The organism is Peristeroidobacter agariperforans, from assembly GCF_004138335.1.
GTDB lineage: Bacteria > Pseudomonadota > Gammaproteobacteria > Steroidobacterales > Steroidobacteraceae > Steroidobacter > Steroidobacter agariperforans.
In genome coordinates this window covers 3,080,633-3,096,117 of record NZ_RYFW01000001.1, presented here as the reverse complement: position 1 = coordinate 3,096,117, position 15,485 = coordinate 3,080,633, and the positions used below count along the sequence as shown (strand labels likewise).

10 protein-coding genes are annotated in these 15,485 nt (G+C 62.8%); 2 read left to right on the top strand and 8 right to left on the bottom strand.

Annotation, left to right across the window (positions count from 1 at the left end; translation table 11 throughout):
* Positions 1-5: 5 nt before the first annotated feature.
* The 7 genes from EK373_RS13390 to EK373_RS13360 form a co-directional block, all read right to left on the bottom strand.
* Positions 6-1,349: a DUF1552 domain-containing protein gene (locus EK373_RS13390; RefSeq protein ID WP_129643127.1), complete on the bottom strand. Its 1,344-nt coding sequence runs from the start codon at positions 1,347-1,349 to the stop codon at positions 6-8.
* Positions 1,330-3,093 (bottom strand): DUF1592 domain-containing protein, encoded by a 1,764-nt coding sequence (locus EK373_RS13385; RefSeq protein ID WP_129643126.1) that lies wholly within the window; start codon positions 3,091-3,093, stop codon positions 1,330-1,332. Before EK373_RS13385 ends, EK373_RS13390 begins: the two co-directional genes overlap by 20 nt.
* 342 nt (positions 3,094-3,435) lie before the next feature.
* A complete protein-coding gene (locus EK373_RS13380; RefSeq protein WP_198683273.1) occupies positions 3,436-3,912 on the bottom strand; it encodes an Lrp/AsnC family transcriptional regulator in 477 nt (158 codons plus the stop codon).
* 20 nt (positions 3,913-3,932) lie between these two features.
* A complete protein-coding gene (locus EK373_RS13375) occupies positions 3,933-4,805 on the bottom strand; it encodes a creatininase family protein (RefSeq protein ID WP_129643125.1) in 873 nt (290 codons plus the stop codon).
* Between the two features lie 23 nt (positions 4,806-4,828).
* A complete protein-coding gene (locus tag EK373_RS13370; RefSeq protein WP_129643124.1) occupies positions 4,829-6,187 on the bottom strand; it encodes an MFS transporter in 1,359 nt (452 codons plus the stop codon).
* A gap of 114 nt (positions 6,188-6,301) precedes the next feature.
* Positions 6,302-7,378 (bottom strand): hypothetical protein, encoded by a 1,077-nt coding sequence (locus tag EK373_RS13365; RefSeq protein WP_198683272.1) that lies wholly within the window; start codon positions 7,376-7,378, stop codon positions 6,302-6,304.
* A gap of 14 nt (positions 7,379-7,392) precedes the next feature.
* On the bottom strand, positions 7,393-8,832 hold the full coding sequence (locus EK373_RS13360) for a COG4315 family predicted lipoprotein (protein ID WP_129643123.1): 1,440 nt from the start codon (positions 8,830-8,832) through the stop codon (positions 7,393-7,395).
* Between the two features lie 191 nt (positions 8,833-9,023).
* Between EK373_RS13360 and EK373_RS13355 the strand changes: the two genes are divergently transcribed.
* Both EK373_RS13355 and EK373_RS13350 read left to right on the top strand, forming a co-directional pair.
* Complete coding sequence (locus EK373_RS13355) at positions 9,024-9,590, top strand: ECF-type sigma factor (RefSeq protein ID WP_129643122.1); 567 nt, start codon at positions 9,024-9,026, stop codon at positions 9,588-9,590.
* A gap of 5 nt (positions 9,591-9,595) precedes the next feature.
* A complete protein-coding gene (locus EK373_RS13350; protein ID WP_129643121.1) occupies positions 9,596-12,427 on the top strand; it encodes a serine/threonine-protein kinase in 2,832 nt (943 codons plus the stop codon).
* Here EK373_RS13350 and EK373_RS13345 read toward each other — a convergent pair.
* Positions 12,417-15,377, bottom strand: coding sequence for a Calx-beta domain-containing protein (locus EK373_RS13345; protein WP_129643120.1), 2,961 nt, complete (start codon positions 15,375-15,377; stop codon positions 12,417-12,419). The two genes, EK373_RS13350 and EK373_RS13345, sit on opposite strands and share 11 nt — an antisense overlap.
* Positions 15,378-15,485: the final 108 nt, after the last annotated feature.

Below are 15,485 nucleotides of genomic sequence, written 5' to 3'. Positions count from 1 at the left end.
CGCAATCAGGCGAGGATCTCGCCGATCTCCTGGGACGTGGTATTCGACTGCGTTCCCCACGACGGCACATCCACGCCCAGCAACTTCAGCGCGGTGTAGCCCATGCGCGTGCTCGCCGAACCCTTGCCGTCGATGTGCAGACCGGTCTTCATCTTGCCGCCCGCACGACCCGCGGTGAGCATGGGCAGGCCGTCGATGGAATGAATCTTCGCGAACGACTGGTCGGTGGTGGCGTAGATCAGCATGTTGTCCAACAACGTGCCGTCGCCTTCCTTCACCTTGGAGAATGCTTCGACGAAGTAAGCCCAGTTCTCCATCGCGCGCCGCGTGAACCACGAAGCGTTCGGTTGATAGCCCAGGCGCTCGTCGATGGGCTCTTCGTGAGTGGCAGTGTGATGCGGCTTGTCGTAGCCGTTCTTGGTCGTTCCCGAGAACGGCTTCGAGTACAGCATGTTGAACACGCGCGTTTGATCGCACGCCACTGCCATGACCAGCAGATCGGTCATGATCTTGTGACGAGCCGCGACATGCTCTGCATCGATGCCGGAGATCGCCTGCTCTACCGACTTCTTCGAAGGAACCACGCACGCCTCGCGAGGCTCGGGCCGCGTGATCTGCAGCTCGAACTGACGCTCCAGGTCGCGCAGCGAGCTGAAATACTGATCGAGACGCTGCTTGTCGGCGGCGCCCACACTTGCCTGCATATTCTTGGCGTCTTCCAGCACGCCCGACAGCGCACTCTTACGCACCATCGTCATCGGGTCCGGCTTGAACTCCGGTGCATTGGGATCCTGGAAGCCTGCGCCGAACAACTTCTCGTAGAGCGCGAGCGGCGAAGCGATGGCCGTGTTGACGGTGGTGGCGTTCTCATAGCTGAGCGTGTCGCGCTCATCGCTCGTGGCAGTCACGCTCAGCGATTGATAGCGCGTGCCGGCGGAAATCCTGCGGGCCACCGTTACGTCGATGGTCTGGCCCGGACGATCGAAGGTGGTCATCGGCGGCGAGCCGGCGCGCTGAATGACCCAGCCCGTGTAATGGCAGAGGTTCGGCGCCGCGTCCCGGAAGCCGTTGAAGTTCGTGAGCAGGTTGATGTGCTGACGTACCGGCTTGAAAGATACGATCTCTTCCGGCAGGTCGTAGTCCGCGCCGATCGTCTTCGGCACGAAGATGGACTTGCTCATGCCGCAGCCCCAGGACCACGTGCCGAAGCGGACCGGCAGCGGCGCGCCGTCTGCGTATGCGGTGCCGTTGGTATTGAGGAAACAATCTAGCAGCGGCAGCGCCACGCTCACGGCGGCGCCGCCGAGCATGCCACGCAAGACACGTCGTCTAGTGATGGGCCGTTTCATGAATCATCCCCCCGGCAGTCGTGTCATTCGAGACAGTGAGGATTTCGATCTCCTCGGTCGGCGCGGCCAGCTGCTGCTTGGATGGCGGCGCGGGCACGACCCTCGACAGCGCTTCGCTCATTGCGATGTCACGCAACAGATCGACGACGCGGTAACCGGACTCGGCAAAGTCCTGCTCGAAGATCTCGAGCATCGGATCGCGGTTGTTGATCGATCCGCCGGTCGCGTAGCTGTACACCTGCTTCACCAGACAGGTCGGCAGCGCCGGACTGTTTCGCAGCGCCTCGCCAAGACCCACCGCATCGTTGAACGACTTGCCATCCAGTTCGCCGCTCGTGTCGATCTGCGCGCCGTTCTCGGTGGTTCGGTATTGGCCGGCGCCATCGAAGTTCTCCAGCGTCAGTCCGATCGGATCCGTGATTTTGTGACAGCCGGCGCAGGCCGGATTGCTGCGATGGACTTCCAGCTTCTCGCGCGCCGTCTTCAAGCTCGAGTCGGGGTCTTCGACGGCCGAGAAATCGACATTCGGCGGCGGTGGCGGCACCTTCTGACAAAGGAACACTTCACGCAGCGCCTTGCCACGCAACGTCGCCGAACTGCGCGCAGGATGGGCGTGCAACGTGAGGAAACTGACATGGGTCAGGATGCCGGCACGACCACTGTCAGCGGGCAGTTCATAAGGAGACCATCCCGGCGCGGCGCCGACGTGATACACGGGACCGAGCGCGCGCGAAATGAAGGTCGAGCGAGTCGTGAACAGATCGCGGTAGTCCGAGTTCTTGTGGAGCAGATGATCGACGACGGTACGCAACGTTTGCTCGCGCGCATCCTGCAATGTTGCTCCAGTGATCGTTGGATATTTCTGCGGATCCTTGCTGAGCGAATCGAAGTGGTCGAAGCCGAACATGTCGTCGAAGAACGCACGCACGCCGCTCTCGAGACGCGGGCTGGCGAGCATTCGCTCCACTTCGCGCTTGCGGCCACGGCTCGTGTACAGCTCGCCCTTCTCTGCGGCATCGAGCAGCTGTTCGTCAGGAACGGAGTTCCACAGCAGGAAGCTGAGCCGCGACGCGAGTCCATAGCTATCGAGCCTGCGATGGCCGCGCCGATCCGGATCGGGCTCGGTGGTGTCCTCGATCAACAGAAACTGCGGATTGATCAGCATGCTTTCCAGCACGACCTGCAAACCGCCGTAGAAGTCGTCGAGCGAATCGGCGGCTCGATGAGCACTGTCGACCAGCTCGGCAACTTTCTCTTCGCTGAGCGGACGGCGGAACAACAGGCGCCCGGCTTTGCGAACGAAGGTCGCCGCGCACTCATCGTCCGGCTCGGTCGCGGCAGCAGGCTTGCACGGCACGAGCGCATCTCGATGTGAGGGAACGCCGCGATCCAGATTGCCTTCGCTCATCACCTGCGAAGCGATCGACACGGCCGCTCGCTGGAAGTCCTGCATCTGCCCCATCGTGACGCTCACCTGTGACGCGTTCAGCGCCAGCAGACCGTCGACTCGCTGCAGCGGTGCGAAAGCGGAACCAACGTCGATGCTCTGCCCGAACATGTACTCGATGGAATTCGCGTACTGCGTCCCCGTCATCAGCCTGACGCGGGCGGGAGCGCCGGCAGTGGGCGGCGGCGACGGCTCTCTTGTCAGCAAAACCACGGCGGCGAGCGCCGCGATTGCGGCCACGCCGCCGACGATCCAACGCCGACGTCCGCCCTCATCCCCCTTCATCAAGTCACGCACGTATCCGTATCTCCGGTTTCGTCGGGCAGGGAGTCCCTGCCCTGCATATGACTTCCGATCGAATGTGACACACAAAAATTATCAACTCAATACTTAGTGTGTCATTTGTTTGCAGCGCCGTTTCGGCAGCAGGCCGGCGCACGACTATCTTTCGAAGCGCGACGTTTTCCTGCATGACTCTTACCAGCAGCTTTTATTCTGGATAGATGAAATGCACTTGTCATGTGATCGGAAATCGATGCGCAGACACGCGCTTTGACGACGATATTTCGTCGCCGGCGACCGCTCCGGAGCGGATCGTTGAGAATTACTATCTCGGCGGTTCGAACGCTCCGCGGCTCGTTACATGAGCGGCAGCGAGGTCGTGTACTTGACCTGCGCCACCGACGTCATGCAACGCACCTCGCGGATGTGCGGCACGTGATCGAGCTTGTCGAAATGAAAGCGGTGGTAGGCGTCTATATCGGGCACGACCACCCGCAACATGAAATCGAAGGCTCCCAGGATCGCGTGGCATTCCAGGACCTCTGGCAACTCGCGGATGGCGCGCGAGAACTCGGCGATACTGGTGGGATCCTTCTTGTTGACCCTGATGTGCACGAACAGTTGAGTGCCGACGCCGAGCTTGGTGCGGTCGAGCAGCGCGACCACGCTCGAGATCCAGCCGTCTCTCCTGAACTGCTGAATGCGTCGCCAGCACTGCGGCTGCGACAAGCCGACCTCGGAGGCGATCTTGCTACACGGGAGCGAGGCGTCGCTCTGTAGGAGAACGAGAATCCTGCGATCGATATCGTCGATGACTGGCGTCACGTTCTCCATGGGATGCTCCGTGCGTTGGGTCAGGTCGCCGGCGGAATGAAGCCTTGAATCTGCTTCACCGCGTACTCCACCTTCAGATCGAATGCGCGCTTGCCGAGTTTGGCGCTGGAGCGGCGGCCGTCGCCGACGATGCCGTTCTTCAGCGCTGGATCGGTCACAGCCTGCGGCTTGCCATCCGGGCCGACCGGAATGCCGACCGCGTCCTTCAGCTTGTTCTTGCGTACGTACGTGCCGTCCTTGTCGAGGTACATCATGATGGACGTATCCGTCAGCCCGCCGTGCAAGCTCTGCGGATAACCCTTGGCGGCAATCTCCTTGTCGAAGGCCGTGTTCGCGGGCATGTACACCTGGTCGCAATAGAACACGTGAATGCCCTGCGCGCTGTACTTGTCGTTCAACCTGGTCGCCACGCGACGGTAGACATTCTTGTCGCCTTCGCCCTGCCCACCGCCGTGATCGCCCATGAGGACGACGTTCTTGAAGCCGGTCGTGATCGACTGCTCCGTCATGCGCTCGAGCACGCCCTCCAACAGATCGGGCGTCAGGCCGATCGTGCCAGGCAATTCGGCGCTGGCGTTGTTCGGCGTGATCGGCAGCACCGGCATCGCGATGGCGTTGCCGAGCTTCTGCGCAATTGCTTTCACGATGGCGCGCGCCATCAGATTGTGGCCGCCGTTGGCATTCTGCGGACCGCGCTGTTCGACGCCGCCCGTATAGATGAGCGCCGTCGTCTTGCCGGCGGCGAGGGCATCGCGCACTTCGGGCCAGGTCATCAGCTCGAACTCGACCAGCTGTGAAGAGGACGCCGCATTCGCCACGCTCGGCGCCGTCCCGCTCAGCGCTGCGGTTGCCAGGAATGCTGCCGTCAGGCTTGCTTTCAGAACTTTGTGCATGTCTTTTCCTTCACTCTCTGCGATCAACTGGCGCTCGCCGGAACCGTTTGCGGTGGAACCTCATCATCGAGTTGCCCGTCGCGATCGATCTCGCCCTCGTAGCGCTTCACGAACAAGCTGGCCAGAGCGCCGAGCACTGCCGCCGCCGTCAAGAAATAGGCTGGCGCGGACAACGATCCCGTCTCGCGAATCAACGCGGTGGCCGCCAGAGGCGCGGCGCCACTGAAGAAGGTCATGCCGATGTTGAACACCAACGCAATGCCAGTGAAGCGGATGCGCGTGGGGAACAGGTCGGCGATCAGGAAAGCAAACGTTCCATTGAACAGGCCGGCCACGATTCCGCCCAGCACGAGCGGCAGCCAGGGATTCGCGGTGCTGCCGACGATGGCGTCGTACCACGCGAACGAGAACAATACGAACAGCGACGTGCCCAACAACATGAGGTGGCGGGGCGCGATGCGGCTGCCGAGCCACGCCGTCGCCAGCAAGGCGAAGCTGTGGACGATCAACGCCATGTTCTGAGCCACGATCGCCTTGCCGGGGTCGACGCTCAAGACCGTCTTGAGATAGGCCGGCATGTACGCGAACAGCAAGCCGTTGAACGCTCCTGTGGTCGCGACCAGGCCGATGCCGATCAGCACACGGCGCGGATGATTTCGCAGCAGTTCGGCGAACGGGCTCGACGACGCTTGTTTCTTGACCCGCTCGAACTCGGGCGATTCCTCCAGCGAGCGGCGCACCCAGAAGCCCAGCAGGCCCAGCGCGCCGCCGATCCAGAACGGAATCCGCCAGCCGTACGCGCTCACTTGTTCGGGCGTCATGAAGCTCTGAATCACCAGACTGAGCACTGTCGCGATCACGACGCCGCCCATGACACAGAAGAACACGAAGCCGCTGGCGAAAGCGGCGCGCTTCGGCGCGACTTCCACGACGTACGTCATCGCGCCGGGCAGTTCGCCGCCCAGACAGAAGCCCTGTAGCAGGCGCAGGAACACCATCAACATGGGCGCCGCGAGCCCCCACTGTTCGAAGGAGGGCACCAGACCCATGCCCAGCGTCGCGCCGGACATGCCGAGCAGCGAGATGACGAACACTCGCCGGCGCCCGAAGCGATCGCCGAAGTGGCTCAGCACGATGCCGCCGACCGGCCGCGCGACATAGCCGACCGCGAATGCGCCGAACGACGCCATCAACGAAACCAATGAGGACGACGCGGGGAAGATGGCGCGCGCAATCTCCGCCGCGAATATTCCGTAGATGATGAAGTCGTAGTATTCGAGCGCTCCGCCAAGGCTGGCGAGCAGCGTCGTGCGCCTGCTCGATGCGGACAATCGAGATGTTTCCGGTGTAGAGCTCAACTGTGTCTCCCCTGCTCTATCCATGCTGAATCGATGGTGCACGTCAGACCGTCAGCTTGTCCGCGCGAGCGCGTGAGCCAACCATCGATCTATCGTGTGTGGAGCTGCCGGCGGCCGGTGAGGCCGCGCAGCGCCGCTTCAACGTTTGCTCACCAGCTCCTGGTCGGGACGCTGGATGAAGACCTGCGTGAACTTCACTCGCATGGCCGAGGAAATTGCGCTGTTCTTGCCGGTCTTCGGATCGGGATAGCCGTCGGCGAGACGGTCCATTGCCTGGTGCTGCGTGATCGACGAGAACTGTCCGTAGCTCTGATGGTGAGTGGACCAGCCTTCGTTCTTGCGCAGCGTGTAGCTGTCCACGTCCGCGTAGCCGGCCAGCAGGCCTTCGGCGGTCTGCGGCGTCAGCTTCAACTTGAATCGAGCTCCGCGGAACACCTGGTACTGATAAGAAACACCGCGGCCCCAAGGAATGAGCAGCGTGTCCATGGGAGCGGAGAGCAACGTGCCGTCCACGATCTTGCCCTTCGCTTTGCTGATGTAGCGCTTGCCCCAGCGCATGTCGATCCGTTGCGTGCCGCCAGGCACGAACGCATCGCCGGTGGCGTCGGTGAGCAGATTATCCAAGCCTCGATAGGTCGTGATCGTCACATCGTCGTCGTTGTTCAGGTCATCGACGCCGGTGATTTCGATCAGCACGCGGCTGTCTTCGCTCGACTTCATGAACAGATTTTCGAAGTGCGCGAACGAGCCGCCGGCGCGATAGCCGGCGATGCAGCCATTGGCGCGATACAGCTGATTGTCGATGCCCGGCTCGCCTTCGGGGCTGGTGAAATCGTCCGCGTCGACCTTGCCGTCCAGGTTCAAGCCATAAGAGATCGTTCCCTGCACTTCTTTGTACGGCATTTTGTAAGTGGCCGTTTCGGGGTGCCACTGTTCGCCCTCGCGCTTGAGCTGCGTCTCGACCACCGTGCGCTGCTTGCCATCCTCGGGGAAGATTTTCTTGAACTCTTCGCGATTGCCGTCGTTGAAGCCCTGCGGGCACTCTTCCTTGCCGTCCTTGGTCTCGTACACGGCCCAGACTCTCTCGGTCATCACATAGCCGATCACGCCGTTTTCCAGCACCGGGCTTGTTTCCCTCGGCGCAGCGTCGGCCGCGTTGGCGAGGCAGAGGCTCATCGCCACACCCAGCGTCAGCGAAATGCGCTTCGATCTCATGTTGAGCCTCCCGACTAGAAACTGTAGGCGCTGTTGCCGAAATCGTCCCTGAGCCAGAACGCCCGATAGCCATTGCGGCGTCCATTGAATTCACCGAAGGAATCGCAGTTGGCGTCGCCCGGCTGACGATCCTGCGAGCAGGTGTACACCGGCCGCTCGCGATAGGCCCACACGCTCAAGGCGCCGGCCTGGCCCTGGGTCGCGCGATGGCCCGTGTTCGGGTCGATCAGCATCACGCTCCACAGCCTGCTGTCGCTCTTGGCATTGGCCGCCGCCTGCACATACGGAAAGCTTTCCTGGCACAGCTTCGGATCGCCGTTGCCACAGATCGCCAGGCGATACGCCTGTTCGGTATCGGGATGATCGCAGGCAAGCTGGTCGCGCGCATCGTCGCCACAGTTATATATGTAGACTGTCATTCCCTTCGCATCCGCCAGCACTTGCCCGGCGATCGAATCCTGCACGGTGAAGTCCTTCGGCGGAGCGATCGCGCGCTGGGTGTAGACGTTGTGCCAGCCGGGCACATCGCTACCCACCAGGCTGCGCGTGCTGCGGTCGAGCACGTAGGTGTACAGCGGCTTCTTACGAAACGTCCATTGCTTGATGCCCGGCGAGCGCTCGATCACGCCCCACTCGCCATTCGGCACGGCGGTCACGGCCGCGAACACCGGCGCCCAATCTTTCAGGCACTCCCGCATGCACTTCGACTTGTTCGGCTCGTCGCCATCCCACGTGTAAACAGAGAAGCCCTTGTGGTCCGTGAGCAGGCGGCCGGTGGATGTTTGCAGCGGACCGTATCGATTCGGGTCGGCATCGGTGCCCGCGAACTCGGGCGGAACATTCGCCGGCGGGCCGACCGGGACACGAACCGCGGGCGCGTCGCCGGATCGCTGGATTTTCGTGCCGCCGAGCACGTCGCCCGGCTTCTTATCAAGGTCGGAGGTGTACAAGGGATAGCCGCCGTAGCTCCACTGCAGCTTGCCGTCCGGACGTTTGATCGTGGACCACTCGCTGTGCCCCGACCCAACGGGCTTGGCATCGGCCGGCGCGATCAGCGGCGGCCACACCTGCGTGCAGCTCTTGCGTGTCTCGACATTGGGCAGCACCAGCCCGCCCGGATACGGACTCATCAGGCCCGAGGTCACCTTCTGGACTTCGTCGGTACAGCTGGAAATGCCGCTGTCTTTGCGATCGCCGATATCGCCGTTGCGCAGCTTGGTCAGCGGCCAGATGTACAGGGTCTTGCCGTTCGCGTCGGCGAATACCGGCCCCTCGAGCTCGGTGTTGACGACCTGGATGCCCGGCGGCATGGGCACGCGCACATAGCTCTCTTTATCCGTGCTGGCTGCCGATTGCCAATAGTCCGCGAGCGGCTGCTCCTGAGCCGCCAGTGCAAGCGAGGCGCACACCGTCGCGCCTGCCAAAACCCCCACCGAACCCCGCAGTCGTCGCATAGTTCTCTCTTGGACCCAACCCTCTCGGATACTGCCTTACTGCGGTCCGGCAGCGGTGACGAAAAATAATGTGACACACAAATTAACGCCTAGCAACAAATTACGTGTCACTAAATTTTTAACCAAAAAGAGTCCTGTTCGTGCATGAATTTCACACGAGCGCCGGCGCTCGTATAATCCCCGCATCGCGTATGGACACTCACCTCCCGCTAACGGAATTGATTCGGCAGGCAAGCCAGGGCGACGAACGTGCGTTCAACGTCATCTTCGACGCAACTTATGAGCAGTTGCGGACCATCGCACGGTCTCGTTTGTCGAGAAATCAGCGCGGGACTTTGCTGGATACCACGGCTCTGGTGCACGAGTCGTACTTGCGGCTAGCGAAGGCCCGCGAGCTCACGGTCAGCGACCGAGCGCATTTCTTTCGTTACGCGGGCCAGGTCATGCGCTCGGTCGTAGTCGATTTCGCACGCATGCGCATGGCCGACCGGCGCGGTGGCGGCGGCGCGGACGTAACACTCAATACGCAAGTCGATCTGGCTGCGCCAGCCGGTGAAGAAGAAGTCCTGCGCATTCACGACGCGCTCGCTGAGCTTGCAACCATCGATGCGCAGCTGGTGGAGATCGTGGAGATGCGCTACTTCATCGGCCTGACGGAGCGCGAGATCGCCGACGCACTCCAGGTTACCGAGCGCACGGTGCGGCGCCGTTGGGAAAAGGCGCGCCTGTTGTTGGCAGCCGAGCTCGGCGCGGACTGATCCGCATGCTCGATCCCAGCCTCACCGCACGCGACAAAGCTCAGCTGAGCCGCTTGCTGGATGAAGCGCTGGAGCTGTCGTCGTCACAGCGCGAACAGTGGCTCGAAGCGCTCCCGGCCGAGCTCGACGCACTGAAACCCAGCCTGAAGAAAATTCTGTCGCGCGCCGACGCGCTCGCCTCGGGCACATTCATGTCGGAGCTGCCGCGATTCTCGCTTCCTACTGGTGATATCGAGACATCGGCGCAGCTTGCGGGCGCCGTGGTCGGGCCCTATCGACTCGAGCGCGAGCTCGGCATCGGCGGCATGGGCTCGGTGTGGCTGGCGATCCGCAGCGACGGGCTGATCGATCGGCCGGTGGCGTTGAAGCTGCCGCACGGCACGTGGCGGCGCGTCGATCTGCCGGAACGATTGGCCAGAGAACGGGCAATTCTCTCGACCCTGAATCATCCACACATCGCTCGCCTCTACGACGCCGGCATCGCGGCCGACGGCCAGCCGTATCTCGCCCTGGAACTGGTCGAGGGTCAACCTATCGATCGCTACTGCACCGAGCGCAACGCGGATGTTCGCGAGCGATTGCAGTTGCTCGTGCAAGCGGCACGAGCTGTGGCTTACGCACACGGCAAGCTGATCGTGCACCGTGACTTGAAGCCTGCCAACATCCTCGTGACGGACGGCGGTGAAGTACGGCTGCTCGACTTCGGCATCGCCAAGTTGCTGGGCGCGGACAGCCAGACGCCATCGCAGCTGACCGAATTGGCCGGGCACGCATTGACACCGGACTACGCTTCGCCCGAACAGATTCGCGGCGAACCGATCACCGTCGGCTCCGACGTCTATTCGCTCGGCGTGTTGATGTTCGAGTTGCTGACCGGCGCCCGCCCCTATCGGCTAAAACGAGAATCGCGTGGCGCTTTGGAAGAAGCCATCCTGCAAGTCGAACCGAAGCGACCGAGCGAAGTGGCGCCAGCGGCGCTGCGCAACCGGCTCCGGGGCGATCTCGACACCATCGTCTTGAAGGCGCTGAAGAAGGACAGCCGCGAACGCTACCGCACCGCTGACGCGCTGGCGGATGACATCGAGCGACATCTGACATCGCAACCCGTGCTGGCCCGTCCCGACAGCACCGCATATCGATTCGGACGATTTGTCTCCCGCAACCGGGTCGCCGTGGCGGCCGCGGCCATTGCGGCCGTCGCGGTGCTGCTCGGCTCAGGCCTCGTTCTATGGCAATCGCAGATCGCTCGCGTCGAACAGCGCCGCGCCGAACGAGCAAGAGATTTCATCGCTGACGTTTTCCGTCAGGCCGATCCGGCCAGCAGCACGGGGCGCGTGTATTCGGCGGCCGATCTGCTGCGCCAGGCCGAGCGCCGGTTGCAACAGACAGCAGATGAAGACCCGCGCCTGCGTCTGGAGCTGCTCGACATCATTGGCGAAAGCATGTTTGGTTTGCAGCAGCACGAGGACTCGGTGCGAATACTCCGGCAGGCGCTGGAGCTGCAACGAGCCGCAGGCGTAACGGACGATGTGCTCGGCGCTCGCCTGCACCTGGGTCTGTCCAGAAGCTATGAGTTGCTCGGCCGCACCGACGACGCAAGCTCGTCCGTCGAGCGCGCGCTCCAGCTACTCGACGATAACAAACAAACCAAGCTGTTCGCTCAGGCCAAGGCACAGCAGGCAGCGATGGGCATCGTGCGCGCCGACTACGGCCTCGCGGAAAAATCCGCGCTCGAAGCGATCGCAGCCGCCAAAGCCGCGCCAGGCGAGAACTCCGCCGAGGTTGCAACCGCGCTTCAGCAACTCAGTCACGTATTCACACTGACGCAGCGTCGCCAGGAAGCCCTGGCGCCCGCTCACGAGGCATTCGAGCTGCTGCGAAATCTGCATGGCGGCGACCTGGCGCATCCCAAACTGCTCGAAGCGGCGATGTACTACGCCCAGTCGCAACACTCCGCCGGCGACTTCGAGGCGGCAGCGGCGCTATATGATGAAACTGCGTCGCGAGCGATACAGGTGTTTGGAGCAGACAGCCGCGTCGTCGGCGAACTCCTGAGCGCACAAACATCCGCCGAGACCGATCGCGGCAATCTCGAGGTCGCCGTGCAGATCGCCAGGCGATCGCTGGCAATACATCTGGCTCACGCGGACCCCGGCTCGGCGATTCATGGCAACCGGATGCGATTGCTGGGCACTGCCTTACTCGCTGCCAGAAAACTTCCGGAAGCCGAGGCGCGACTCACCGAAGCAGTCGAGCTGGCCATGACGGCGAAAACATCGCTCGAGGCTGCGCATGCGCGACTCAATCTTGGGCTGGCGTTGGCGCGCTTGGAGAGATTTCCCGAGGCCCAGTCCGTGCTGCAAACCGTGCTCGACAAACCGGTGCGCTCGGCGTCGCGTGCTCAACATCTGGCGATGCGTAACATGGGAACACTGCTGCGCTTACAGGGCCGTCACCAGGAAGCACTGCGGTGGCTGGACGCAAGCATCGAAGGTGCATCCTTGCAGCCGAGTCATCGCGGCGATCTGGCCCACGGGCTGCTCGAAGCAGGGCTCTCCAAACTCGCGCTCGGCGAGCTCGATGCAGCCGAGCAACTGCTGTTGCGCTCGCAAGCACTGTTCGCCGACGTGCAACGAGAGCGCATGACGCCGGCGCGCGCCGACTTGCTCGTTGCACTGGGGCGGCTGGCGATGGCGCGCAATGACTCCGCCACCGCCGCCACATTTCTCGAACCTGCGCATCGCTACTGGCAAAGCTACGATGCGAATAGCCGCTGGGCCAAGCAGGCCGAGGCTCTGCTCTCACAGAGCCGACAGCATCGCTCCGTCAAGGATTGATCCGCACCATTCCCATGACCGTGCTCGACCCGTTGGTTGCCGAGCCACTCACGACCAACTTGCCGTCGGGCTGCACGAGGATGTCCCGCGCGTCGTCGCCGCTGCCGAAGAAGTCCACTGAGAACAACCCCGCCGTGCCGAAACTCGCATCTGGCGCACCGCTCGCGAGATAGCGAACGATGCCGAAGTCCGGCAGCGACAGATTGGAGCGCTGACCGACGACGACGATCTTGCCGTCGCTTTGCAAAGCAACGCCCCGGCCGAAATCGTTCTGCGCGGTGAACAGCGTCGTCACAAGCCCCGCGGTGCCGAAAGCAGTATCGACGCTGCCGTTCGCATTCAACCGCGACAACGCGAAGGCGCTGCTATGACCCAGCGGCGCCGCACTGTCGGCTTGCGCAAAGCCGGCGATGAGAATCTTCCCGTCGGGCTGCACGACCACGTCGACGCCCTGATCGTCCAAGCCGTTCACGGCCAGGGTGGCGCGCACAGCGCCACCGTTGAAGCTGCTGTCGACGGTGCCGTTTGCGTTGTAGCGCACCACGCCGGTGTCTTCGAAATCGCCGCCGCTGTCAGCGACGCGACCCGTGACCACGATCTTGTCATCGGCTTGCAAGGCCGCAGCCAACCCCATGTCAGTGCGGCCGGCAATGTTTGTTCGCGATTTGCCGGCGGCGCCGAAACTGCCGTCGAGCACACCGCCGCTGGTGAGCCTTGCGACAGCGAAGTCGTTGTCGAGCCCGAGCACGGTCGAGCTCGCCGCATGGCCGGCCAGCACGATGCGGCCGTCGCTTTGTATCAACACCGACCAGGCCCGGTCGGCTGCTGCATCGAAATCGACACTCGCGTGGCCCGCCGTCCCAAAGCTGGCGTCCGGCGTGCCATCGGCGTTGTAACGTGCGACCGCGAAGTCTTCGTTGCCGCCAACGCGCGTAAATCCTGCGACCAGAATTCTGCCATCCGCCTGGACTGCGACATCTTGTGCGGCGTCCTGGGCGCCACCGTTGAAAGTCACATTGACCGTGCCGGCGGTGCCGAAGGCGCCATCGACACTGCCGTCGCTCTGATAACGAACCAGCCGCATGCCGCCGACGGCGAGAATCTTGCCGTCGCTTTGCAAGGCCGTGGCGGTGGCGCCGCCCGGCAAACCAACCGTGACTTTGCCGCCACTCCCGAAGCTGTCATCCAACCCGGCCACTGCGGGCGGCGTAACGCACGTCACCTGCACGTTGGTGACATTCGCGTTCGCCACTACGCCGCTGGCGTTGGTCAAACTGCAGATCTGGGCCGGGTTGATCGGTTGCGAAACGATAGTCACTGCATAAGACAAACCGTTGGGCACCGGCACGGGAAATGTGAAAGGTCCGTTGCTCGGCGTGAGCGGCAGAAAGTTGCTATCGCGGATTACGAGGCCAGTGCCGACCAATCCCGAGACCGTGCCGCCGATGGTGAAAGATTGCGCCGCCGGTCTATCGTCATCGGCGATGGTCACTGTCGCGGTACGCTGCGCGCCGAGCGCGGCGCAGCCACCCGGCTGCGACAGCGACAGCGTCAATGTCTTGTTCGGCTCGTCCGCCGCATTGGCGATGGCGCGCAAGGCAACGAAGCGTTGAGTGGTATCGCCATCACCGAATAGTACCCTCGTGTTCAACGCTGTGTAGTCGACGCCCGCGACTGCCGTGTCGTCCGCAGCAATCAGGGTTGCGGACACGGCACCCTTGCTGCCACCGGTGCGCGTCACCGCTATATCGAAAGGAATGCTGCCCGATTCATCGATCGTGTAATTGGCGGCAGTGAACTGCAAACTCCCCGCAGCGGGATCCGGATTCGGTGTCGATGAGCACGGTAGCGGTTCGGCAGCGGTGGTTGTCTCAGGAGGCGGTACGTCGATAGTCACAGGCTCCAACCCGGTGAACCTGAGAGTGTTGCCACCGATCTCCAGCGGATCTCGTAAATAGGCGTTGGCCGCGGAAGCTTGCCCATCCTGAGGGCTGCCGTTGCCCAGCCGGTTATCGGTGGCCACGAGTGCGGCCGATCGCAGAGTGAATGTTTCGCCCACCTCGATCCCGGACAGGTCGACCGCGAAGGTCAGCGGCTCGCGCAACGAGAGCGCCCCATAGCGAATCTGTCCGTAGAGGTCGCTGACGGCGAAACCGGTGTCGACATCGAAATTTCCATCCACCCACAGCGGCGCAATCGTCTCGGTGAAGTTCTGGACGAAGGGAAACCACGGGTCAAGAAAGTTCCCGCGCAGCCACACCGCGGAAGCGCGCCGATAGAACACGCGACCCGACTGATGTGTGTAAGCGTCGACGTCGAGCTGTACGAGACTTTTGATCTGCGCGCCCGGCGATTCGGCGTCAGAGTTGGAATTTGCCTGCGCAAAGCCGCTGGCGACGATCGAGGTGATCGTGAACTCCAGCGTCGCATTCTCCGCCCGCTTGATGAAGGACTGCCGTTGCTCGAGCTCAGCCTGGCTCCCCACCGGCGCAGACTCGTTCGGCGCCGCGAACGGCGCTTCGGCGTATAACCCGTAAGTTGCGCCGTCATTGGTGCCGAAAATATAACCCGTCGCGAACCCATCGGCGGGCACGCTGAAGCCGATGGCCGGAATCGCAAGGTCTTCGGCGGCGAAACCGAAGTCGATGAGCTCCTGCAGTTCGCCGCCGGTCTGCGTCCCGGACGCCATGGGAAATATCTGGAAGCTGTTGCCGAGGACCACGCTGAACGACCACTTTCGAATCGGCTCCATCCGCACCAGTGGCGGCTCCTCTTCGCTATCCTCCGGATCCTCGGGAGGCTCCGGATCTTCAGGCGGCGCAGGAGTTTGCGGCGAGGGGTCGGATGTTCCACCCGGTACGGCGGCGGAATCGGCGCCGCCGCCACATCCACACAGTGCAAGCAACAAAATCGGCAGCGCAAAGCGCCACGCAGGCATCACGACGTTCATCCGTTCCCCCAGACTCTCCCGCTGACAAGGTCACGCGCGGCAGTCGGCCGACGAGTGGTTTGTCCTGAGTACGGATTGGAACGGCGAAAGCGGACAGGGGGCGCGAAT